Origin of the sequence: Butyrivibrio sp. X503 (assembly GCF_003625475.1) — a bacterium.
GTDB lineage: Bacteria > Bacillota > Clostridia > Lachnospirales > Lachnospiraceae > Butyrivibrio.
In genome coordinates this window covers 115,065-137,891 of record NZ_RAIQ01000007.1, presented here as the reverse complement: position 1 = coordinate 137,891, position 22,827 = coordinate 115,065, and the positions used below count along the sequence as shown (strand labels likewise).

Here is a 22,827-nt window from a genome sequence, read left to right as displayed (position 1 = left end):
CTTGCACCTAACAAGCAGTCTGTACTTATCAACAAGAACGGATATGCAGTAGCAAAGAATGTAGATCTTTCAAAGGGATTGTCAGCGATCACAGTTATGGCAAAGGGAACTGCAGCAAGCAGACTGGAAGTAAGACTTGATAAGGCTGACGGAGAGCGCATCGCAATGTTCATGGTGGGAACAGAAGCGAAAGAGCTCAACTTCAATACCACAGCGAGCGTAACAGGAACACATGACCTCTACTTCGTAGATACAATGGATGGAAGCATCACATTTGACTACTGGCAGGCAAAAGCTGCTGACGGAACAGTAGTAACACCTCCTGTAGGTGATGAAGTTAATCCTTATAACAAGGTAGAGGCAGAAAATGCCAACGCTTTAACAGATGCAAAGGTGACACCGAATAAACAGTCCGTAATGATCAATGAAAACGGATACATCCTTGTACAGAACGTTGACTTCTCAAAGGGACTTTCAGGATTTAAGGTATATGCACAGTCATCAAAGCCCGGAGTTAAGCTTAATGTATACTTTGACGATGCAACGACACCTGCAGGAACCGTTAATGTTGGTACAGACATGACTAAGGCATTAGACCTTAATGTTTCTACAGATCTTACGGGTACACATTATATCTACTTCGAAGCAGCGAAGGGAGCAGTAACACTCGATGCATGGCAGGCGGTAGAGAAGTCCGGATCAGTAGTGGTAACTCCTCCTGTTGGACAGACAGTAGATCCTTACAACAAGGTTGAGGCAGAAAATTCCAACGCTTTGACAAACGCAATGCTTTCGCCTAATAAGCAGTCCGTAGTTATCAGTGACAACGGATACATCCTTGTACAGAACGTTGACTTCTCAAAAGGACTTTCAGGATTTGGCGTATTTGCACAGACTAACCTGCCTAAGGTTAAACTCAATGTGTATATTGATGATGCTACCGAACCTATCGGAAGTGTTTCTGTTGGAATAGATATGACCAAACCGGTATACATAAAGCTTCCTGCAGGAACAAATGTAACAGGTACACATTATATCTACTTTGAGGCTAAGGGCAGCTCGGTAACGCTTGATTCTTGGAACGCTATGCCGGCAGGATCAACACCGATAGACCAGCCTCCTGTAGTAGAGCCTCCTGTATATGAGGACATCAATCCTTACAACAAGGTTGAAGCAGAATCAATACCTTCAGCAAGCTATACTAATGCAATGCTTACACCTAGCAAGCAGGCTGTAAGTATCATGAACGGCGGAAATGTAGTTGCTAAGAATGTAGTATTCTCTAATGGTGTTTCTGAATTCAAGGTTGTAGCAGGCTCAACCGCTTCGGCAAAGCTTGAAGTAAGACTTGGCTCAGCAACAGGAACACTTCTAGGTTCAGCAACAGTAAGCGGTGATGCTAAAGAGCTTACAATTAAATCATCACAGAATCTGAGCGGTAAGAAAGATATCTACTTTGTATCAGCAAACGGAGTTATTTCATTTGATTCTTGGAAGGTAACAGAGTACAAGGAGCCTGTTGTAACTCCGCCTGTAGTAGAAACAGGAGTTAAGGCTTCATACAAAGAAAATAGTTGGAATGATGGTTATCAGCTCAACTTCACTGTTACTAACAGCTCAGGAAAGACAATTAACAGCTGGAAAGTCAAGGTTAAGAAGAGCGATATCAACGTTTCTCAGAGCTGGTGTGTAAACGTTTCACAGGAAGGTGATTACTATGTATTCACTCCTATGTCATACAACTCTACACTTGCCAACGGTCAATCAACAGAGTTTGGTATGATCGGAAGAGGCCAGGTTGGAAGCACCATTAACTACACGGTTGAATAACCAAAAGAAATAATATGTTATAATAGGCGTTAAATAACGCAATATAAAAGGGGGTTCAGGGATTGTCATCAGGCAGTCACTGGATCCTCTTTATTTACTAAGGAGGTAAAAGAATTCGTGAAAAGAAAAGGAAGAGTAGTTATTAGTGCGCTGGCTTTGTCGTTTATGTTTGCGACACAGGGAGTGAAAGCAGAGGCAGCCAACCCATTGGAGTACACCGGTCCACAGCTTGATCCGTACAAAGCAATTGAGGCGGAAATAAACTTTGGAGTAACCGGAAGTGAGATTGAAGAAGAGGACGGTTGGACCAGAAAAGTAATACGTCTTGAGAAGGGGGATTATTTTCAGGTCAATGATGTAAATTTTGATAAGGGGCTTTCAAAGATAACAATAAACGCAAGAGGCGATGAAGCTGCGATCGTTGAGATAAGAAGAGATAAGCCGGATGGAAGAAAGCTCGGCGATGTTAAGATAAGCCAAAAGAGCAGCTATGCAAACTATGCGTGCCCGACAGAGGATATCTTTGGGAAAAATAATGTCTACTTTGTATGTACACTGGGGACTTGCTACATCGATGCTTGGAAGGCAGATGGCACACAGGATAAGAAATCACTTACGGAAGCAGACATTAATAAGCCGCCCGTAGTCGTTAATCCTTATGAGACCGTTGAAACAGAGACAATGGAAAACGGCGGAAATTTCTATGATAGGGACGGTACCGAGTATTCGCCGATCAGTGATATGAAGGTGGTTTCACTAAAGAATGTGATGTTTTCAAAGGGACTTAAGGGCATAGAGATAACAGCCAGAACAAGATATTACGATACGGTAATGGAAATTCATCTTGATGATCCCGAAAGCGAACCTATTGGAAAAGCATTGATCAGAACACCTGATTTTGGAACTTGCACAGCATATACATCAAACATCACAGGAATGCATGATGTGTATTTCACGGTTAATAATCCGGTAGATTTTGATTACTGGAGGGCAATCGACAATGCTCCGACGCCAAAGGTCAATCCCGACAAACCGAATGATCCTGAGGAACCGAACCAGCCTGAAGAGCCAACAGAACCTCAGCAGCCCGAAACACCTGAGCAGCCGGAGACTCCCGAAACACCTCAGGAGCCTGAAACTCCCCAGCAACCTGAAGAGCCCGCTAAGCCGGCGCTTGAACTTGAGGGTTCAATAACCGATTGCGGCAACGGCTATCAGGTTAATTTCAAGCTTACCAATAATTCCGATGAGCCGAAAACAGGTTGGAAGATAACAATGGGGAAAGTTGATATCAACATAAAAGACAGCTGGTGTGTAAACATCGAAGAAGATGACAATCTTTATGTGATCACTCCTCAGGGATGGAATACAACTATTGCTCCCGGACAGACCATAGAGTTTGGTATAAGAGGAGAAGGAACACTTAATGAGGACACGGTTCGCTATATGATTGAGTAATCAATTGTATATATAAAAACACTTTTAGGAGGTAAAAGAGTAAGTGAAAAGAAAAGGAAGAGTAGTATCAAGTATTTTATGTGCAGGAACCACGTTTATGCTGATGTGCACAACAGTGGCGGCAGGAGATCCCTGGGGACACCGCGGACCCAGCATACATCCGTACGGTGGTGTCGAAGCGGAAGCAAACTTCGGAAGCTCGGTATGTGAGTCCACAGAGGCCGACGGAAGAAAAGTCATGTCACTTGAGGAAGGCGATTATTTCAGAATAATTGATGTTGATTTTGATAAGGGATTATCAGGAATTGATATTAACTACAAGGCTGATGAGCCTTCAATTGTTGAAGTAAGAAGCGGAAAGATAGACGGCCGTCTTATCGCAAAACTTAGGGTAGACGCAACTCATGGCGAGTATAAGCTTTGTTCCGCTCCGACAAATGGTCTTTCCGGAATAAACGAGATCTATTTCGTATGTACCCACGGTGCATGCTCAATAGATAATTGGACGGCATTCGGAAAAGGTCCCGATGACGCTTCAACCGTTGATCCATATAACTATGTAGAAGCGGAGAATGGAACAGGCTTTGAAGAATCAGCAATTTCAGAAGAAGCCGGAAGAAAGGTTGTATCATTTTCTAAGGAAGGTGATTATTTCAAATCTGAAAATGTAGATTTGAAATTCGGAGCGAATTCTTTCATGGTATTGGCTAAGAGTAACAGCCCGGCGGTTATAGAGATAAGAGACGGCGGAATCGATGGAAAATGCTTGGATGAAATCATGGTGAGTGGCACAAATGATGAGTATAAGTGTTATATCGCAGACGAAATTCCAAACCTTTCAGGTGTTCACGATCTTTATTTTGTAAACGTAATGGGGCAGGCTTCTGTTGATAAGTGGTGCGTATCAAGCATGGTTATTTCTGCCCCGGAAGACTATTAATAAAAAATAACTAAGAAGAAAAACGAGTAAAAAACAGAAATGCCAACCTGCAAAAACAGGTTGGCATTTTTTTACATATCCATTTTGGAATCGTAGATATTGGTTTCAAAGAATTTGTTGTAGCCCTGCCATCCGGGAGTTGTAATATTGCCAAGAAGCTCGGTAAATGTCTCCATCTTGGCATCGGTATTATCGGCAAGATTAAGTGCCACCGCTTCAACTATGGAAGGCTTTTTGGGTGAGCCGTATTCGTATTCTCCGTGATGAGCAAGAATACAGTGCTGAAGCTCTTGCCTTAGGAGTACGGGGAAATCCGGGATCTCTTTTGCCTTATCACCTACCATCTCGGCGCCCATAACAATGTGTCCGAGGAACTGACCTTCGTCCGTGTAATCATTGGTAGGGAAGAGACTTAACTCTCTTGTCTTTCCTATATCATGGCAGATAGCTGCTGTTAAGAGCAGATCTCTTTTTAATATGGGATAAGCTGTGCAGAAATAATCGCAGAGCTTGGTTACGCTTAATGTGTGTTCAAGTAATCCGCCGATAAATCCGTGGTGAACAGTCTTGGCTGCACTGGATTTTCTAAATGCGGTGATAAATGCTTCATCCTGAATAAAGAACTCTTCAAGTAGCTTTTTAAGATAAGGATTCTTGATCGTACCTATAATACCAAGAAGCTCCTTGTACATTTCATCGTTATCTTTGGAAGAAACGGGAAGATACAAAGAAGGATCGTACTCGCCTTCGTGACACTTTCTTGCGCGCTTTACATTAACCTGTATTGCACCGTTAAAGCTTGTAACTTCACCGAACACATCGATGTAATCCGTATCGTCAAACTCATCAATGCCGTCGCTGTTGGGCTCCCAGATCTTGGCGTCTACAGTACCCGTTTTATCCTGCAAGATAACAGAGTAGTATTCTTTGCCATTCTTGGTAGTGGCGCTCTGTTTGTGCTTGCACATGTAGATGTCGGCAATTCTGTCGCCGGGAGTCAGATCCTTGATAAACTTCATTTTAATTCCTCATTTCTAATTACTGTATAGTAATAAATTTTAATCATGTGTTGAACTTGTGAGAGTGACTTCCATCTCGATCTCAATATAATTGTTCGGAGCCTGTCTCATAACGGTAACTGTTATTATATCATCGGATGAGCACTGCGCAAGCCTTGAAACAAACTGCTCATAAGAATTAACAGCATAATCATTTATTCGCACGATAATGTCGCCGCTCTGAAGTCCGGCGCGCATGGCGGGTGAATTCATCTCAATCTGAGTTATGTATGCACCGGCGGGAACATTTTTATCATGCTGAAAATCTATGGGAACAGTTGCGCCGTGTATGCCCATATAAGGTCTTGATTTATCATTCGAAAGATCCGCGATGAGCGTTTTCAATTCGGATATGCCGATCGCGCTGATGTGATTTGGGATATCCGTAGGGCAGTAGGACATATCGATAATGCCGATGACTTCGCCTGCGAGATTGACGAGAACGCCGCTTCCCATCGAGCTTCCGTTTATGTCGGTTGTAATAAGTTTGTAGGAAGAATCAACAAGGTTAAGCGGAGATTTGTCCGAAGTTATAATTCCGTAGGATATGGAACCCTGAATTCCCATAGGGCTTCCGACAGCGATAACAGGAAGTCCCGCAAGATTTCCGGAGTTGGAACTTCCAAGAGACGCGGTCGTTATGCTCTTTGTCGTGTGCTCTTCGAGATCTGTTTTTTTGACCAGAATAACGCATTGATTGGTGACGGTATCCATAAGGCTCAGCGTTGCGTCAGCAGTTGAGTTGTCACAGAAAGTCACGCGTATACTCTTTGCATCAGAAGCTGCCGAAGAAGGTGCAAGGATGTAGAGATACGGTCCGTTATCCGCGATTATTATTCCGGAAGCCATGCCGCTGCTTTCATATGAATCATTGATCCAATTGGCGTCACTTGTGACAGAGGTGACGGTTACAACGCTTCTGTTTACCTCGTCGGCTACATATTTAAGTGATGACATTAGCTTTCCGTAATCGGACTGGGAAAAAGAATATGATGCAAGCGCCTCGTCAATCTTATTCTTTTCATCTTCTTCAAGGCTCATCGCTTCGCTTGCAGCAATTTCGTTGTCATCTGCAAACATCTCCTCCGGAGACAGCTCGTCGTTTACAGTCTCTTCGGGAAAAGAAATCTTTTCGGGCGAACTTTCTGGATAAAGAGTGTCGTTAAAAACAGGCTGAAGCACCAGGAAAGTAAGACACGCGACGATGCCGAATACAACCGCAAGGGAAATTGTTATGATAGTTCTTCTGAGCAGTTTTTTCCTGTTGATAGGACGCTGTTTTATCTTTTCGCTTATAAAGCTGGTATCTTTTTTATTTTCTTCAGGATTAGTAGGCATTTTTTTACCTCCGCCGTATTGCTTAATTATAAATGTTTTTTAGCTTGAATGCCAGTCCGCGAAAGTGCCGAAATTTCTGCGATTTGGCATAACCGCACTAGCCACGGTACACTTAAAATGGTAAACTGTAGTTTGGATAACTATGTGAAATAAAGGATTTACAGGACATGAACCCAAAAGCATTACACGTACTTGAGTACGATAAGATAATAGAGAAACTCGCCGAACACGCTTCCTCTCAGCCCGGAAAGAAGATGTGCCTTGAGCTTGAGCCTTCTTCGGATATTGCTGAGATTAGGAAGAACCTGAAAAAGACGAATGATGCAATAGAGAGAGTATTCAAAAAAGGTTCGATCTCTTTTGGCGACAATAAGGATCTTAAGGGAGTTCTTAAGGCGCTCAAGATTGAGAGCGCGCTTGATATGGGAGCGCTCCTTGGCCTTGCGTCTTTCCTCGATAACGTCAACAGAGTTAAATCATACGGACGCGCGGAAAGAGATGACGAAAAAAGAGATTCTCTTTCTGAGAGCTTTGAGCTCTTGGAGCCGCTTACATTTATATCTCAGGAGATCAGAAGGTGCATCAAATCGGAAGATGAGATGAGTTCGGATGCAAGTCCAGCGCTGAGACATATTAGGCGCGGAATCATGCTTACGAACGACAGGATCAGAGATGTGCTCGGAAAGATGATAAACGGTGCCTCAAGGACATATCTTCAGGACGCTGTTGTCACAATGCGTGGCGACAGATACTGCATTCCCGTCAAGGCTGAGTATAAGTCACAGATAAGCGGTATCGTTCACGATCAGTCATCTTCGGGATCGACTCTTTTCATAGAGCCCGCGGCGGTTGTAGAACTCAATAATAAGTTAAAAGAGATGTCGCTTCAGGAGCAGGCTGAGATAGAAAAAATACTTCTTGAGCTTAGCCTCCAGATAGCACCGCATGCGGCGGCAATTGGCTATAACTGCGATATCATGACGGATCTTGATTTTGTTTTTGCAAAGGCATCCTATGCACTTGAGATAAATGCGATCACACCGATATTCAACGACCATCATGCTTTTGATATCAAGAAGGGAAGACATCCTCTTATAGCAAAAGACAAGGTGGTTCCGATAGACGTATACGCAGGACGCGATTTCGACATGCTCATCATAACCGGACCCAATACCGGCGGTAAGACAGTAACGCTTAAGACGGTAGGTCTTTTGACACTGATGGGACAGGCGGGGCTTGCGATACCTGCGGCAGATAAGTCTGAGCTTTCGGTGTTCAATGAAGTTTATGCGGACATAGGAGATGAGCAGAGTATTGAGCAGTCTCTTTCTACTTTCTCATCGCATATGACCAACACGGTATCGATACTGAAAAATGCGGATGAGAATTCGCTGTGTCTTTTTGATGAGCTTGGAGCGGGAACGGATCCCACAGAGGGAGCGGCTCTTGCGATATCCATCTTAAACGATCTGCACAAGAGAAAGATAAGAACGCTCGCGACAACGCACTACAGCGAGCTTAAGGTATATGCACTCAATACGCCCGGAATACAAAATGCCAGCTGCGAGTTTGATGTTGAGTCGCTAAAGCCAACATACAGACTTCTTATCGGAATCCCCGGAAAGAGTAATGCGTTTGCGATCTCTTCAAAGCTCGGTCTTTCCGAAGAGATAATCGAAGCAGCAAAAGAGCAGATAAGCACGGAAGATAAAAAGTTTGAAGACCTTCTTGCGGACCTTGAGATCAGCAGAAAGACGATCGAGAACGAGAGGCTCGAGATCGAGCAGTACAAGAAGGAAGTAGAAGAATTAAAGCGCAGGATCGAAGAGAAATCAAGTAAGCTCGACAGCCAGAGAGAAGAGATTTTAAGAGAGGCCAACGAGAAGGCAAGAGATATCCTTCAGGAAGCCAAAAATGTTGCGGATGAGACCATACGAGCTTTCAGAAAAGCAGGACCCAATGCATCCATGCAGGATCTTGAGAGAGCAAGGACGGGCATCGGGCAGAAGGTTTCCGACAAGAACAAGGCGATTCAAAAGAAAGAAAAGCCAAAGGATACACATCCCATTCTTAAGGAGTCTCAGCTTAAGCTCGGTGAATCCGTTAAGATCGTGTCCATGGGGCTTAAAGGAACGATCAGTTCCAAGCCCGATAAGGACGGCAATCTCTTTGTTCAGTGCGGCATCATGAGAACCAAAGCGAATATTCGCGATCTCGTTATCATAAGTGACGATGATGCCAAGACGGCAATGAAAAAGTTCTACGGAAGAAATACCGGAAGTTCCAAGATGGATCTTTCGAGGGCTTCCAATATCAAGACGGAAGTCAATCTTATAGGCAAGAACAGCGACGATGCAATAGCGGCGCTGGATAAATATCTGGATGACGCATATATGGCTCATCTTAACAACGTCAGAGTCGTTCACGGAAAGGGCTCCGGAATTCTCAGACAGGCGGTGCACAATTATCTAAAGGGTGTGCCTTACGTTAAGTCTTTTAAACTCGGAGAATTCGGCGAAGGCGACGCCGGCGTTACTATAGTTACATTTATCAAATGAAGGGGATAGGTAAAATGGTTGCCAAACAGAAAATTTTAATAGTAGATGATGACAATAATATCGCAGAGCTTATTTCTTTATATCTTATAAAGGAGTGCTTTGAGACCAAGATCTGCAATGACGGAGAGTCGGCGATCAACGTCTTTGATTCTTTTGCACCCAATCTTGTTCTTTTGGATCTGATGCTGCCGGGAATCGACGGATATCAGGTGTGCAGAGAAATAAGGACCAAATCACAGGTTCCGATAATCATGCTCTCTGCAAAGGGAGAGGTTTTTGATAAGGTGCTCGGACTTGAGATGGGTGCCGATGACTATATGGAAAAGCCTTTTGATTCAAAAGAGCTGGTGGCAAGAGTAAAGGCGGTTCTACGCCGCTATAAACCTCAGACTCAGGAGCTTTCCGAGTCTGATGACAAGGTTGTAAGATATCCCGATCTTGAGATAAACATGACCAACTATTCTGTTACTTATATGGGAGACAGGGTAGACATGCCGCCCAAGGAGCTTGAGCTTTTGTACTTCCTTGCGGCGTCACCCAATCATGTTTTCACCAGAGAGCAGCTTCTTGATCAGATCTGGGGCTATGAATATGTCGGTGATACCAGAACCGTTGACGTTCACATCAAGAGACTTCGTGAGAAATTAAGAGATCACGATAACTGGAGTCTTAAGACAATTTGGGGCATTGGATATAAATTCGAGGTAGTTCAGTAAATGAAGAGGACGCTTTATTTAAAGTTTCTTTTAGCATATCTGTTATTTGCCATCTTCGGTTTTATTGTTGTTGCAACCTTCGTACACGGTATGACTTATGAGCGCCTTAGACGTGATAAGGCTGACAGTATGTATCAGGTTGCCACACAGATAGCAAACACATACGCGGCAGATCTGTACAACAGTGAGACCTCGCTTGAAGCCGTGCATCAGCAGATGGTGGCGCTTTCAGGCTATATGGGCGGTTCGCCGATCTGGATCGTAAATCCCTCGGGAAGACTTGTTCTTGATTCTTCAAGAGTTCTTGAGCAGAACAAGAAAGACGTTATCGTTGGATTTGATCCTACAGTGATCGGAACAACATATTATACGACGGGAACATTTTGGAATACGTTTAATGAAGAGACGCTCAGTGTTTTTGCGCCGATCACTGCCAATTACAAGGTGCAGGCATATGTCATTATTCATGAACCGATTTCCAAGATCAAGGCTTCGGCAGACGGATTTTTGAACATATCATATCTAATGCTTATTGTTCTTTTCCTGTTGTCGCTTATCATCCTTATCTTTTTTACAGAGCTTGTGTATCTGCCGCTTAGAAAGATCACAACGGCGACTGAGCAGTACGCCGTCGGAAACATGGGCTATGAGTTTTCCGTGGAATCCGAGGATGAGATGGGATACCTTGCGGCTTCACTGTCATATATGGCGGGCGAGATCGCGCGTCAGGAAGAAGATCAAAAGAAGTTTATCGCAAACGTATCACATGATTTCAGGTCGCCGCTTACATCCATAAAAGGCTATCTCATCGCAATGCAGGACGGAACTATTCCGCCGGAGATGCATGACAGGTATCTTGGGATTGTAATAAATGAGACTGACAGACTTACCAAACTGACGAATGAGATGCTTACGCTCAACAATCTCAACACCAAGGGAATGCTCCTTGATAAGAGCGACTTTGACATCAACGCGGTTATCAGAAATGTCGCAGAGTCTTTTGAAGGAACATGTCTTGATAAAAAGATTGCCATAGAGCTTGTGCTTACCGAGGAAAAGATGCTCGTCAACGCCGACATGAGCAAGATTCAGCAGGTTCTCTACAATCTTGTTGATAACGCGATCAAGTTCAGTCACAAGGATTCTTCGATCAAGATTGAAACAACCGAGAAACACAGCAAAGTTTTTGTTTCCGTCAAGGACAGCGGAATCGGTATTCCCAAGGAAGACCAGAAGCTTATCTTTGACAGATTTTATAAATCCGACTTGTCCAGAGGTAAGGATAAGAAGGGAACGGGTCTTGGCCTTGCCATTGTAAAAGAGATAGTTAAGGCCCACGAAGAAAATATTAATGTCATCAGCACGACCGGTGTCGGAACGGAGTTTATCTTCTCTCTTCCCAAGGCTAAGTCGATGGATGCCGATGACGAGGAGTAATTTAGAAATGCACATTATTTTACATCAGCCGGAGATTCCGCAGAACACAGGAAATATCGGAAGGACCTGCGTTGCAACAGGAACGGATCTCCATCTTATAGAACCGCTCGGCTTTAGGATCGATGAAAAGAAACTGCGAAGAGCCGGAATGGATTATTGGAAAAAGCTGGATCTTACAAGGTATGTAGACTTTAATGACTTTAAAGAAAAGCACCCGAATGCCAAGATCTGGATGGCTACAACCAAGGCAAAGAGGACATATACCGAAGTTGAGTTTGGAATGGATGATTACATTATGTTTGGCAAAGAAAGCGCCGGCATTCCTGAGGAGATCCTTGTAGAAAATGAAGAGACCTGCATAAGGATCCCCATGGGAGAGGATATCAGATCGCTCAATCTTTCCAATTCGGTTGCGATAGTCCTCTATGAAGCACTGAGGCAGAATGATTTCAAGGGACTTGAAAGAGAAGGCGAACTCCACAGACTGAGCTGGAACTAAGCGAAGCGGGCCGGGGCGATTTACCGGCCTTTTTAGGTAGGATGTATGAAGAACAAAGGCGATATTTTTGAAGTTGAAATTACAGATATAGGTAATGATGGAGAGGGCATAGGCAAGATAGACGGCTATACCCTTTTTATTAAGGATGCGGTTATCGGCGACGTTGTAAAAGCCAAGATCATGAAGGCCAAGAAAAACTATGCCTACGCGCATCTTGAAGAGGTCGTAAAAAGATCCGAATACCGAGTTGAGGCAAAGTGCTCCATTGCGCGTCAATGCGGCGGTTGCCAGCTCCAGAACATGTCTTACGAGAGAGAACTTCTCTACAAGCAAAATAAAGTAAGGAACAATATCGTAAGGCTTGGCGGCTTTGACGCGGAGTTTGTTGACAGTATTATGATGCCCATAATCGGAATGGACGAACCCTGGGAATACAGAAACAAGGCGCAGTTTCCCGTTGGATGTGATAAGAACGGAAATGTCGTGACGGGATTTTACGCAGGAAGAACGCACAGTATCATTCCGACCACGGCATGTCATATCGGGGTAAAAGAGAACGAAGAGATAATGGAGATCATCAGATCTCACATGGAAGAAAATAAGATCGCTCCATATGATGAGGTGTCAGGGAAAGGACTTGTTCGCCATGTTCTTATCCGAAAAGGCTTTACAAGCGGGGAGATTATGGTCTGCTTTGTTATCAATTATCTTTCAGGGAAAAAAGATGGTGCGACTTCCGAATACATAAAGAATCAAAAGACTCTGATAGAAAAGCTTTCAAAAGTTGATGGAATGACCAGCATCTCCGTGAGCATAAACACCGAGAAGACCAACGTTATCATGGGCCTTGAGATTCATACGATATATGGAAAAGACACGATACGAGATACCCTTTGCGGACTTGAATTTGAAATCTCGCCGCTTTCATTTTTCCAGGTTAATCCGATTCAGACCAAGAAGCTGTATGAGCAGGCAATCGAATATGCCGGCTTGACGGGAAAAGAAACTGTTTGGGATCTCTACTGCGGAATCGGAACAATTACATTGTCCATGGCGAAGGCAGCAGGCAGAGTATATGGTATCGAAGTCATTCCCGAAGCCATTGAGGATGCTAAGAGGAACGCCCTTAGAAACGGCATAACCAATGCGGAATTCTACTGCGGAAAGGCCGAAGAAGTCCTTCCCGAGTTTTATGATAAAAAGCGTAGTGTCGCAGGCAGCACAAGCGACGGCGCGGAGCTTCGCCCCGATGTCATCGTCGTTGATCCTCCACGTAAAGGCTGTGATGCGGTCTGCCTCGAAACGATGCTAAAAATGCAACCTGAACGTATCGTATATGTAAGCTGCGATTCCGCGACTCTCGCAAGAGACCTTCGCATTCTCGCCGACGGCGGCTACGAACTCATAGCCGTCAGACCCTGCGACATGTTCCCCTGGACCGTGCATGTTGAAACCGCCGTCCTGTTAACGAAGACGAGCTGTAGCGAAGGCTGAGTGTTACAGGCGCGGTTGTTCTGGCGAGCGCAAAGCGCGAGAGCAGAACTTCCTTATAGTAAGAGGTAATTGTATAAATGGTCTATGAGTTAAAAGATACATCAAAAGCATCGAACCTTTTTGAGGGCTGGAATGAAACTCTGGTTTATTCGTGCTTGCAGAAAGTAATGGGCAAGATCTTTGTTACTGATACGGAGGCGCCCAAGTCTGCGATGGCTTATGTTGGATGCTTTGCATTTTATGCGGGAGAGCCGGACAAAGAGCTTGTTATCAATAAGCCGGATGGTTTTGTTATTATGACGCCGCAGAATAAAGCGTGGGAAGCCTGTATCGAAGAGTGCTTTCCGACGGCTAAGAAAGTTACCAGATACGCTATCAAAAAGGATACTCAGTTTGATAAAGAATATTTGAAAGACATGGTAGCAAAACTCCCTGATGGATATGAGCTTAAAGAGATCGATGACAAAGTTTATGACATGTGTCTGCCGGATCCGGTGACGAGAGATTTTGTTTCGGCATTTGGGAGCAAAGAAAAATATCTTGAGATCGGTAGAGGCATGGTTATTCTTAAATCCGGAACGATCGTAGCCGGAGCATCTTCATATACAAGATACAATGAAGGAATTGAAATAGAAGTGGATACGGCCGAGCAAGAGCGAAAAAAAGGACTTGCTACGATCGTATGTGCCGCGCTTATTTTACGATGCCTTGATGAAGGATTATATCCAAGCTGGGATGCTCAGAATATGAATTCGGTTCATCTTGCGGAAAAACTTGGATATGAATTTGATCACGAATACACGGCATATGAGGTGTCCGGGGAAGAAAGGACACACTGAATATTGCCCGAAAGACAGAAGCATCATAGGAATTACTAGTATAAGGTGGATGAGAAATGAGCCATATATTGATGGTTGAAGATGACCAGAGTTTAATCAGTGGTCTTTCTTTTGCAATTGAAAAAGCAGGATATGAAATAGATATTGCGCGGTTGCGACAGTGGCTGCGATTCACGAAGGACACCGTATCTGCGCTCTGCAATGACGCTCTACTTTCCGTAGGTACCACACTAATTGGCTTAGGATTACAATTGGTGCATGGAGGTAAGGATGCTTATGAACCAATATGTTACAGGTGCAGTTATTAAGGAACTGCGAGAAAAGAATAAGATGACACAGCTCCAACTGGCCGAAAAGCTTGGAGTGAGTGACAAGACAATCTCAAAATGGGAAACGGCTAAAGGTTATCCGGATATCACGCTTCTGGAGCCTATAGCGGAGGCGTTCAGAATTTCGGTTACGGAACTGATATCCGGCAATACGATCCACAATGCGAACGTATCCGCAAATATGCTGAAGTCTAAATTCTATGTATGTCCGATCTGCGGAAATGTGATTCACAGCATGGGCGAGGCGTCTATTCATTGCCATGGCGTCCAGCTTTTGCCGTTAGATGCGGAATCAACAGATGAACATCACATGATTTTTATTGAGCGTGTTGAGGATGAGTATTATGTGCGTATCGATCACAGCATGACGAAGGAGCATTACATTTCTTTTGTGGCCGCAGCTTCCTCCGATGATATGCAGATGGTGAAGCTTTATCCGGAGGCGAGTGCCGAAGCACGTTTTAAGATTCGCGGAGTCAGAAGGATCTTCTTTTATTGTAATCGAGACGGCTTGTTTTTTATCGATCCGGTAAAGGGCGTTGACGACAAAGAAAGCGGATATGATGATTCAAAAGAGCGAAGAGAGTTGGAAGAGACGGCAAAGATGCTGTTTGATTAGAACAATAATTATTGATTTATCAGCAGAACTGTGATAGATAAATATTTAATCATATTTAACCGTGGCATATTTGTCACGGTTTTCTTTTGCCTTTTTTCGGGCAGTTTCCGTTGTATAAAGGTCTCCATACTACCAGATGAATGAAAAAGACGAATCAAAAAGGAGACAAAAAATTGAAAAATACAAGGACATTTTTATGAAGAGGATACAGAGGCGCTTCCTGTAGTAGGCGACTATGTGACATTTATGTATAACAGTCAGGGAGATTCTATGATTCTTTCTGTCTGTGAGAGAAAAAGCTTTTTACAGCGACCGGATCAGGCTAAAACGGGAGTTATGCAATATATGGCAGCCAATGTAGATTATCTCTTTATCGTCACGTCGCTTAATGAAGACTACAACTACAATCGTATCGCAAGCGGAGAGTTATCTGCAGAAAGATATGAACTGTATAAAAATCTTGGCAAAGAGAATACCAAAAACTATGCCATGAAAAAAGAAATATCAAAATGGGCGAAAGCTTATAAGAAGAACAATAAGAGAAATATGTGGGATTAAAGGAATGGAAAGCCTTAGACATCAAGTAAAATATACAGTTTATCGAGAGTCGGTCGAAAATGACCGACTCTTTTTTGCGTTATTGAAAAAAATTATTGACAAACAAAAAGGTCATGTTATTATAATGTTATAACAAGTTGAGCGGAGGGCAAAATGTTAGACAGTAACTTACCGGTTTCATTGCAATATCAGCTAAGAGAAGTATTGTTTGAGAAACTCAACTCGGGCGAGTGGAAGGCAGGGGAGATGATCCCAAGTGAACACGAGCTTTGTGAGGAGTATGGAGTCAGCAGGATAACAGTACGTGAAGTTCTAAAGGAATTGGTTCAAAGTGGTTATCTTAAGAGGAAACAAGGAAAGGGAACTTTCGTTTCCAAACCATCAGTAGAGGCAACTTTGGTAAGTAACTACTCTTTATCGGCTGACCTTAAGCAAAAGGGTATCTCTTCTGAGTTTAAACTGATCTCTCTGGAAGTTGTGGATCCGTCACCGTCAAAGAAGGAATTCTTTGAATTGGCAGATGGAGAGAAACTCTTTGAGATCATTAGAACCAGAACCATCAAGGATGAGATATATGCTTGGGAGAAGGCATATGTCCCTGAGAAATATCTCAAAGATCTGACAGAAGAAGAGATTCAGAGCAAAGGTCTTTATCCTTCAATCAAAGAGAGAACGGGACTCTACCCGATTGAAGCTGAGGAGAAAATGGAAGCGGTTATCTGTCCCGCATATGTTGCCAAACAGATGAATTTGCCCACCAATACAGCCGTTTTCAAGATCAAAAGAAATACGAAGTCTATGAACGGTTACATTGAAAAGTGCGAAAGTTATCTTGTGGGGCAGACATATAACATAAAGCACATTATTAAAAACGGCATCTAAGGGGTTAGGTGTTAGGAGATTATTTTTTACAGTGAAGGGAGAAGGCTATGAAGAGATTGGCTATTGTATTGGCATGTGCATTAACTTTATCTTGCTTTACGGGTTGCGGCGAAACGGATGCGCCTGCAAGTCCCGCGAGTGAACCCGCGGCTGCAGAAGCAACCGAGGCAAACGGGGAAATTGCAGCTGAGAGCAGCGGACCTGCAGAGGAGGTGCCTGAATTTGACACAGAGATCGAGAAGACTCTTTATGAAGCAAGTAAGATGTCAGATGAGGAACTTTATGCTAAAGCTAAAGAAGAAAAAGAGAAGACAGTTGTTTACTCAACAACGAGTTTGGCTGCAACTGCGATAGAGACTTTCCTTGCTAAGTATCCCGATCTTACGATCGAGATGTCCGATATCGGTGAAGCAGATATGTTCACTAAGCTTTCAACTGAGATCGGAAGCGCAGCAGACGGCGCAGACATGGCATTACTTCAGAATGCATACAGAGTTAATAACGAACTTATTTCAGAAGATCTTTTGTACAACTATTTCCCTGAGTCATTAAAGGGAGTTGTTGATGAGAAATATCAGGATCCCACAGCAATCCTTTTCGTATCAAAGCTTATTTTCATGAACAAGAGCGACGCTTCCGTTGAGGATCTTAAGAACGTATGGCAGCTTACAGAGGCAGCTTACAAGGACAAGATTTTCTTCAAGAATCCCGCAGATGAGCCGGTTGGAATGAACTTCCTTATCATGCTCACATCTGATGAGTGGAATAAAAAGTTAAGTGATGCATACAAGTCATATTTCGGATCAGAGTGGAACAACACAGCAGAGTACAAGTCATGTGCATATGAGTTCCTTGATAAGTTCCTTGCAAACTGCAACTACACATACACAGCAGATGGCGGTATCTGTGGCGGCATTGCAGAGGGTGAACCCGGAAGCATTGGATTATTCGTATTCTCAAAGCTTAGAACCAACGAAGTTGCAAGAGCAAATCTTCAGATTGCTGCTACAGGAAATGACGGAGCAGGTATCGAAGGCTTTGCAGGATTTATGTATCCTACATACGCACAGGTTTGTGCAGATACAGATACACCTTATACATGCGCATTGTTTATCAACTATCTTCTTTCCGAAGAAGGCGGCGCAGCTTGGAATAACGCAGACAACATGGGAACTTACCTCTCAAATTCTTCAATCGCTTTAGTTCCCGATTCAACAGGATTGGATAAGGAAGTTGATTTCTGGTTAGACCGTTGCGTAATAGAAGATGGTGAATATCTTGCAGCTAACTATGCAGACGTATATGAGTACATTGCATCAAGGATAAACTGATCTAGGAGAAAAAGGTATTTCGTATGGTGGAGGGTATTCTCTCCACCATACATGGTCTTTGGAGGGTTGTATGAAACTGATAAATTTGGAGAAGATCAAAAATAGGATAAAGACCTATTTCTCCAATCCGGCTAACTGCATGCTGGTTTTTTTCTTCATTGCATTCTTGGGGTTATCCATCTATCCCATCACGGCAATGATCAAAGAGATGTTCATAGTACATGCGGGAATTGAGAAGACACTGATCAGCGCAAAGAAAGGAACATTTACTCTTTATCATATTCAAAAATTGTTCGCTCCGGGTGAGTGGAGTGTGACATCATTCTATATTCCATTTAAGAATTCATTTTTGCTTGGCTTTTTTGGGGCAAGCCTTGCAATAATATTCGGCGGAGTCACCGCATGGCTGATGACCAGGAGTAATCTTAAGTATAAAAAACTGATCGGAACATTATTTATGTTTCCGTATCTTATGCCGGCGTGGACGCTCGCGCAGTTTTGGATCTATCTTTTCCAAAATACGAATGTAATGAGCGGCAATAAAGGAATTGTGCAGTCGTTGTTCGGATTATGTATGCCGCAATGGTTTGTCTACGGATTGTTTCCATGCGTTATAGTAAACAGTCTGCACTTCGCGCCTTTTGCATATATCTTGATCGGCGGAATCTTGCAGAACATGGATGCAACGCTTGAAGAATCAGCGCAGATACTAAGAGCAAACAGACTTAGGATAGTAAGAAAAGTCACATTGCCTATTGTTATGCCGGCGCTTTTATCGACATTCCTTCTTGTTTTTTCAAGCGGATTTGCATCATATGCAGTGCCTGTATTTTTGGGAGGCGCGGTAAGGTTTTACACTCTTGCTAGTAAAATGAAGGCCATGATAAACGCAGGATACATGGGACAGGCATATATCATTGCAGCAGTGATGATCATATGCGGAATCATTATTCTGATGATCAATCAAAAGTACACCAACAAGAGAAGGTCTTTTACAACGGTAACCGGAAAATCAGGTCAGGTATCGCTTGTTGATCTCAAAAAGGCTAACAGACCTATCTCGATCGCAATGATAATTTTGACAGTTTGCTTCTCGGTGGTACCTCTTATTGTATTTGCGCTTCAGACTATTCAGAGAGTTCCCGGTGACTACAGTATTTCAAACTGGACCTTGGATTTCTGGATAGGAAAAGATCTGGATGCATACAAGATGGGAATGGTAGGAGGAATCCTCGTAGGAAAAGATTTCCTGATGGCGCTTTTCAGACTTGTACTTCTTTCAATTGCTTGCTCGGTATTTGCAGGAACCGCAGGTCTTTTTATAGGATATTCGGTTGTAAGAAACAGAAGAACAAGGCTTTCCAAGATGGTGGAAGCAATGTCGTTCTTCCCTTACCTTATTCCTACGATCGCATTTTCCGCAATATATTTGGCTCTGGCATCGACCAAGACATTCTCATTCTTATATAACTCATTCTTACTGCTTGTAATTGTGGGTGGAGTTAAGTATTTACCTTTCGCATCGAGAGGCTGTATCAATTCGATGCTTCAGGTTTCAGCGGAGATAGAAGAGGCTGCGATACTTATGAAGGTACCGTGGTATAAGAGGATATTCAGGATCCTTGTTCCGATTCAGAAGACCAGTATTTTCTCCGGTTATCTGCTTCCTATAGTATCCGCGATGAGAGAAGTCGATCTTTTTGCACTTATTGTATCTAACAGCAGTTACATGTTGACGACCATGCTTTTGGCGTTCAACCAGACCGGGTACGATCAGTACGCAAGTGCGATAACTCTTTTGATCATAGTGATCGTACTTGTTATCAACCAGGTTTCAAGCAAGCTGACCGGTGCGTCGATTTCACAGAGCGTCGGTTCGTACAATAAACAGTAGAAGGAGTAAAGGGTATGCCAAGAATTGAACTGATAAATATCACAAAAAGATGGGGAGATTTTTACGGAGTTAAAAATCTGAACATGGTCATAGAAGACCGAGACTTCGTATCATTACTTGGTCCTTCGGGATGCGGCAAGACTACGACTCTCAGAATGATCGCAGGTTTGGAGACACCGACGGAAGGTACGATAAAGATCGGAGATAAGGTCGTTTTTGATTCGGAAACAGGAGTTAATCTTTCTTCCGATAAACGTGAGATAGGTTTTATTTTCCAGAACTATGCACTTTGGCCGCACATGACCGTTTATGAAAACATTGCATTCGGTCTCGAGAGCATGAAGTGGAACAAAAAAGATATTGATGCGAGAGTAAAAGAGATGCTCGCTCTTATGAAGATCGAAGAGTTTGAAAAAAGATATCCTTCCGAGATTTCCGGAGGACAGCAGCAAAGAGTTGCGATCGCGAGAACGCTTGCGGTTAAGCCACAGGTTCTTTTGATGGATGAGCCTTTGTCAAACCTTGACGCCAAGCTTCGTTTGGAAATGAGAACAGAGCTAAAGAGACTTCATGCAGATACAGATTCAACTTTTGTATACGTTACACACGATCAGCTTGAGGCAATGACTCTTTCAACCAAGATCTGCCTCATGAAAGAAGGAACGATCCAGCAGTATGCTCCGCCTCTTCAGGTTTATAACGAGCCTAATAATTTATATGTTGCGGATTTCGTGGGCAACCCGAGTATGAATTTTGTTGAGGGAAAGATTGCGAAGACGGGAGAAAACTTCGAAGTAGAATTTCTTGGTTACAAGGCTAAGTTTATTCCAAACGAAAAGCTTGAGGATATCGGCGGAGACATAACTGTTGGATTCAGACCCGAGTATATGAAGATCGAAGACAACGGAAAGATAAAGGCAAGTGTTTATTCGACTTTGCCATCAGGTCTTGAAACAACTATTAAGCTTAAGGTTGGTGAAGAGATCATTTCATCAGTAGTATTCGGAGCTTCCGATTATGTCACTGACGAAGAGCTTGGATGCAGCATTGCGGGAAACAACGTATGCATTTTTGACAAAGACGGACAGAAGATTTCAATGGGACAGTTGATCATAGAATAAAAAGGAAGAGCAAAAGTGAGTAAAAACATCGTAGAAATCAAGGCCATAGCATCAAGTGAAAGCTTTATTGAGGGCTTCGAACCTCAGAAGGCTCTGGACGGTAATTCGGGTACGGCGTGGAAAGCAGATCCTTATTTTAAGTGGATCATGCTTGATACCGGTGCTGCCCACTATATCGATCACATAAATCTTATCACCGGTCACGATGGGGAGTTTTATCATTATCATGTGGAATACAGTAGCGATAGGATCAACTGGTATTTTGTCATGGAAAAAGATAATGATATGCCCGCTACGGAAACAGGAGATGATATAGCAATTGAGAAGGTTGCCAGATTTATAAGGATCACTGTTTCTTATTGTTCTTCGTCAAGCGTTGTGACCGTGGAGAATATTTCTGTACATGGCTGCTGCGTTTCTGAGGTAAAAGAGAATCTTGATATTACAGAGAACAGAGTAAAAGCAATCGAAGGAGAAATACAAGCGGGATTTGCTAGGATTGATGACTATGAGATAGATGATTCGTGGGAAGATGCTGTGGTCAAGGCGTCGCAGGCAGGAGCAGTACTTAAATTTTCCGATGTGTCTTTTGACGAAAAAGAGATTGATCAATTGAGGTTCTGCTTAGGTCTTCCCGTTAAGGACAAGATTTCATATGTGAATATTGAAGTGAGACTGGACGGAGTAACGGGGGAGAAAGTCGGAAATATCCATCTGTGCAGGCAGTATACGTATTTTACGGAACTTGCGATTGATATAAGAAGAGAAAACGGAGAGCTTGTTTCGGGTAAGCATGATGTGTATATCGTTGTGACACAGATTGATGCTCCTCAGAGCGTTGTTCTTTACTGGCTTAAATTTGACAGGCATCCGGAATTATCACCGGTTGCTACAGATTACAGAGAAGAACTTATTGAAGATGATGAACCGTATAAGATTTTTTTTGGAAACATGCACTGTCACACAGGGCTTACGGATGGTTTCGGAACCGCAGAGCATGCCTATGACTATGCCAGAAACGTTGCGAAGTTAGACTTCTTGGGGATCACCGAACACAGCAATTGTTTGGATGAGATGTTCGACTGTAACAAGAGCTTTAAGTGGAGAGACTTAAAGCGTGCCTCTCAAAAAGCAACAGAAGACGGAAAGTTTGTCGGCTTGTATGGTTCGGAGACTACATGGTACAACCAGTTTGGTCATATGAATATTTATTGCGCAGATTTCTTCTTGAATTCATATGAGTTTAAATTCGATGAAGCGGGGGCCTATTACAGTAAGCTTAAGGAATATGGCGGACTTATAAGTCAGTGGAATCATCCGTGGTCCTGTGGAAACAGACATTTTGATTTCTTTGAACCTTATGATGAAGAACTGGATAAGATAACTTACACGATCGAATTGAACAATGTGGAGTTATCGGGCGAAGATGTTATAAAGTATTATGTGATGGCACTTGATAAAGGCTGGCATCTTGCGCCTGTGGGAAATCAGGACAACCATCAGGAGAACTGGGGAACGCAAAACGGCATAAGGACCGGAGTGATCGTAAGAAGACTGACCGCGGCCGACATCTATGATGCAATGAAGAATCTTCGTACGTACTTTACGGGAACACCGGGATTTAGAGTAATGTATTCGATGAGCGGCAATATTCAGGGTTCGATGATAGAGTGGCAAGACGATCTTGTTATCAATGTGAAGGCTTCGTGCGATGATGCTTGTAAGATAACAGAGGTGCAAGTGTACGGAGAAGGTGGTAAAGTAATAGATACAGTTTCTTGCGATGATTATCTGATCGAGAAAAATATAAAAGTCTGGAACAGACAAAAATATTATTTCTTAAAACTTATAAGAGAAGACGGACAGATCGCGGTAACGGCGCCTATCTGGATAAAATAAATGTTATCCGGAAAAAATTTTGCTTTG

General features: G+C 43.1%; 18 protein-coding genes. 16 read left to right on the top strand and 2 right to left on the bottom strand.

Annotated features, from left to right (window positions below):
• From D6853_RS12905 to D6853_RS12895, 3 genes are all read left to right on the top strand, one after another.
• The coding region (locus D6853_RS12905; RefSeq protein WP_120658421.1) for a carbohydrate-binding protein at window positions 1–1,830 on the top strand (1,830 nt) is incomplete at its 5' end.
• 117 nt (window positions 1,831–1,947) lie between these two features.
• Entirely contained in the window at window positions 1,948–3,288 is a 1,341-nt protein-coding gene (locus tag D6853_RS12900; RefSeq protein ID WP_120658420.1) for a carbohydrate-binding protein, read from the top strand.
• Window positions 3,289–3,331: 43 nt separating this feature from the next.
• On the top strand, window positions 3,332–4,228 hold the full coding sequence (locus D6853_RS12895; RefSeq protein WP_120658419.1) for a carbohydrate-binding protein: 897 nt from the start codon (window positions 3,332–3,334) through the stop codon (window positions 4,226–4,228).
• A gap of 71 nt (window positions 4,229–4,299) precedes the next feature.
• Here D6853_RS12895 and D6853_RS12890 read toward each other — a convergent pair whose 3' ends face one another.
• Both D6853_RS12890 and D6853_RS12885 read right to left on the bottom strand, forming a co-directional pair.
• Window positions 4,300–5,247, bottom strand: coding sequence for a 3'-5' exoribonuclease YhaM family protein (locus D6853_RS12890; RefSeq protein WP_120658418.1), 948 nt, complete (start codon window positions 5,245–5,247; stop codon window positions 4,300–4,302).
• A gap of 39 nt (window positions 5,248–5,286) precedes the next feature.
• Complete coding sequence (locus D6853_RS12885) at window positions 5,287–6,624, bottom strand: S1C family serine protease (protein ID WP_120658417.1); 1,338 nt, start codon at window positions 6,622–6,624, stop codon at window positions 5,287–5,289.
• Window positions 6,625–6,791: 167 nt separating this feature from the next.
• On the opposite strand from D6853_RS12885, the gene D6853_RS12880 reads away from it, so the two are divergent.
• The 13 genes from D6853_RS12880 to D6853_RS12815 all read left to right on the top strand — a co-directional run bounded on the left by D6853_RS12880 (window position 6,792) and on the right by D6853_RS12815 (window position 22,800).
• A complete protein-coding gene (locus D6853_RS12880; protein ID WP_120658416.1) occupies window positions 6,792–9,182 on the top strand; it encodes an endonuclease MutS2 in 2,391 nt (796 codons plus the stop codon).
• 14 nt (window positions 9,183–9,196) lie between these two features.
• On the top strand, window positions 9,197–9,898 hold the full coding sequence (locus tag D6853_RS12875) for a response regulator transcription factor (RefSeq protein ID WP_120658415.1): 702 nt from the start codon (window positions 9,197–9,199) through the stop codon (window positions 9,896–9,898).
• Complete coding sequence (locus tag D6853_RS12870; RefSeq protein WP_120658414.1) at window positions 9,899–11,335, top strand: HAMP domain-containing sensor histidine kinase; 1,437 nt, start codon at window positions 9,899–9,901, stop codon at window positions 11,333–11,335.
• 7 nt (window positions 11,336–11,342) lie between these two features.
• Window positions 11,343–11,834, top strand: a complete 492-nt coding sequence (locus D6853_RS12865) for a tRNA (cytidine(34)-2'-O)-methyltransferase (protein WP_120658413.1) — start codon at window positions 11,343–11,345, stop codon at window positions 11,832–11,834.
• 45 nt (window positions 11,835–11,879) lie between these two features.
• Window positions 11,880–13,328, top strand: coding sequence for a 23S rRNA (uracil(1939)-C(5))-methyltransferase RlmD (rlmD, locus tag D6853_RS12860; protein ID WP_120658412.1), 1,449 nt, complete (start codon window positions 11,880–11,882; stop codon window positions 13,326–13,328).
• A 77-nt stretch (window positions 13,329–13,405) separates the two neighbouring features.
• Window positions 13,406–14,167 carry a GNAT family N-acetyltransferase gene (locus tag D6853_RS12855; protein WP_120658411.1) on the top strand — a complete coding sequence of 254 codons (762 nt, stop codon included), beginning with the start codon at window positions 13,406–13,408 and terminating at the stop codon, window positions 14,165–14,167.
• Window positions 14,168–14,443: 276 nt separating this feature from the next.
• Window positions 14,444–15,115, top strand: a complete 672-nt coding sequence (locus D6853_RS12845; RefSeq protein ID WP_120658425.1) for a helix-turn-helix domain-containing protein — start codon at window positions 14,444–14,446, stop codon at window positions 15,113–15,115.
• Window positions 15,116–15,361: 246 nt separating this feature from the next.
• Window positions 15,362–15,673, top strand: a complete 312-nt coding sequence (locus tag D6853_RS12840; RefSeq protein WP_120658410.1) for a hypothetical protein — start codon at window positions 15,362–15,364, stop codon at window positions 15,671–15,673.
• A gap of 153 nt (window positions 15,674–15,826) precedes the next feature.
• Window positions 15,827–16,555, top strand: a complete 729-nt coding sequence (locus D6853_RS12835) for a GntR family transcriptional regulator (RefSeq protein WP_092246303.1) — start codon at window positions 15,827–15,829, stop codon at window positions 16,553–16,555.
• 47 nt (window positions 16,556–16,602) lie between these two features.
• A complete protein-coding gene (locus D6853_RS12830; protein ID WP_120658409.1) occupies window positions 16,603–17,886 on the top strand; it encodes a hypothetical protein in 1,284 nt (427 codons plus the stop codon).
• Window positions 17,887–17,956: 70 nt separating this feature from the next.
• Window positions 17,957–19,780 carry an ABC transporter permease gene (locus tag D6853_RS12825; protein ID WP_120658408.1) on the top strand — a complete coding sequence of 608 codons (1,824 nt, stop codon included), beginning with the start codon at window positions 17,957–17,959 and terminating at the stop codon, window positions 19,778–19,780.
• 14 nt (window positions 19,781–19,794) lie between these two features.
• Window positions 19,795–20,901, top strand: a complete 1,107-nt coding sequence (locus D6853_RS12820) for an ABC transporter ATP-binding protein (protein ID WP_120658407.1) — start codon at window positions 19,795–19,797, stop codon at window positions 20,899–20,901.
• A 15-nt stretch (window positions 20,902–20,916) separates the two neighbouring features.
• Complete coding sequence (locus D6853_RS12815) at window positions 20,917–22,800, top strand: discoidin domain-containing protein (RefSeq protein WP_120658406.1); 1,884 nt, start codon at window positions 20,917–20,919, stop codon at window positions 22,798–22,800.
• Window positions 22,801–22,827: the final 27 nt, after the last annotated feature.

Bases quoted from the DNA above. Each gene is read 5' to 3' on its own strand.
- D6853_RS12885 (WP_120658417.1), bottom strand. From the start codon at position 6,624: ATGCCTACTAATCCTGAAGAAAATAAAAAAGATACCAGCTTTATAAGC.
- D6853_RS12870 (WP_120658414.1), top strand. From the start codon at position 9,899: ATGAAGAGGACGCTTTATTTAAAGTTTCTTTTAGCATATCTGTTATTT.
- D6853_RS12845 (WP_120658425.1), top strand. From the start codon at position 14,444: ATGAACCAATATGTTACAGGTGCAGTTATTAAGGAACTGCGAGAAAAG.
- D6853_RS12840 (WP_120658410.1), top strand. From the start codon at position 15,362: ATGTATAACAGTCAGGGAGATTCTATGATTCTTTCTGTCTGTGAGAGA.
- D6853_RS12820 (WP_120658407.1), top strand. From the start codon at position 19,795: ATGCCAAGAATTGAACTGATAAATATCACAAAAAGATGGGGAGATTTT.
- D6853_RS12855 (WP_120658411.1), top strand. From the start codon at position 13,406: ATGGTCTATGAGTTAAAAGATACATCAAAAGCATCGAACCTTTTTGAG.
- D6853_RS12880 (WP_120658416.1), top strand. From the start codon at position 6,792: ATGAACCCAAAAGCATTACACGTACTTGAGTACGATAAGATAATAGAG.
- D6853_RS12830 (WP_120658409.1), top strand. From the start codon at position 16,603: ATGAAGAGATTGGCTATTGTATTGGCATGTGCATTAACTTTATCTTGC.
- rlmD (WP_120658412.1), top strand. From the start codon at position 11,880: ATGAAGAACAAAGGCGATATTTTTGAAGTTGAAATTACAGATATAGGT.
- D6853_RS12865 (WP_120658413.1), top strand. From the start codon at position 11,343: ATGCACATTATTTTACATCAGCCGGAGATTCCGCAGAACACAGGAAAT.
- D6853_RS12825 (WP_120658408.1), top strand. From the start codon at position 17,957: ATGAAACTGATAAATTTGGAGAAGATCAAAAATAGGATAAAGACCTAT.
- D6853_RS12835 (WP_092246303.1), top strand. From the start codon at position 15,827: ATGTTAGACAGTAACTTACCGGTTTCATTGCAATATCAGCTAAGAGAA.
- D6853_RS12890 (WP_120658418.1), bottom strand. From the start codon at position 5,247: ATGAAGTTTATCAAGGATCTGACTCCCGGCGACAGAATTGCCGACATC.
- D6853_RS12875 (WP_120658415.1), top strand. From the start codon at position 9,197: ATGGTTGCCAAACAGAAAATTTTAATAGTAGATGATGACAATAATATC.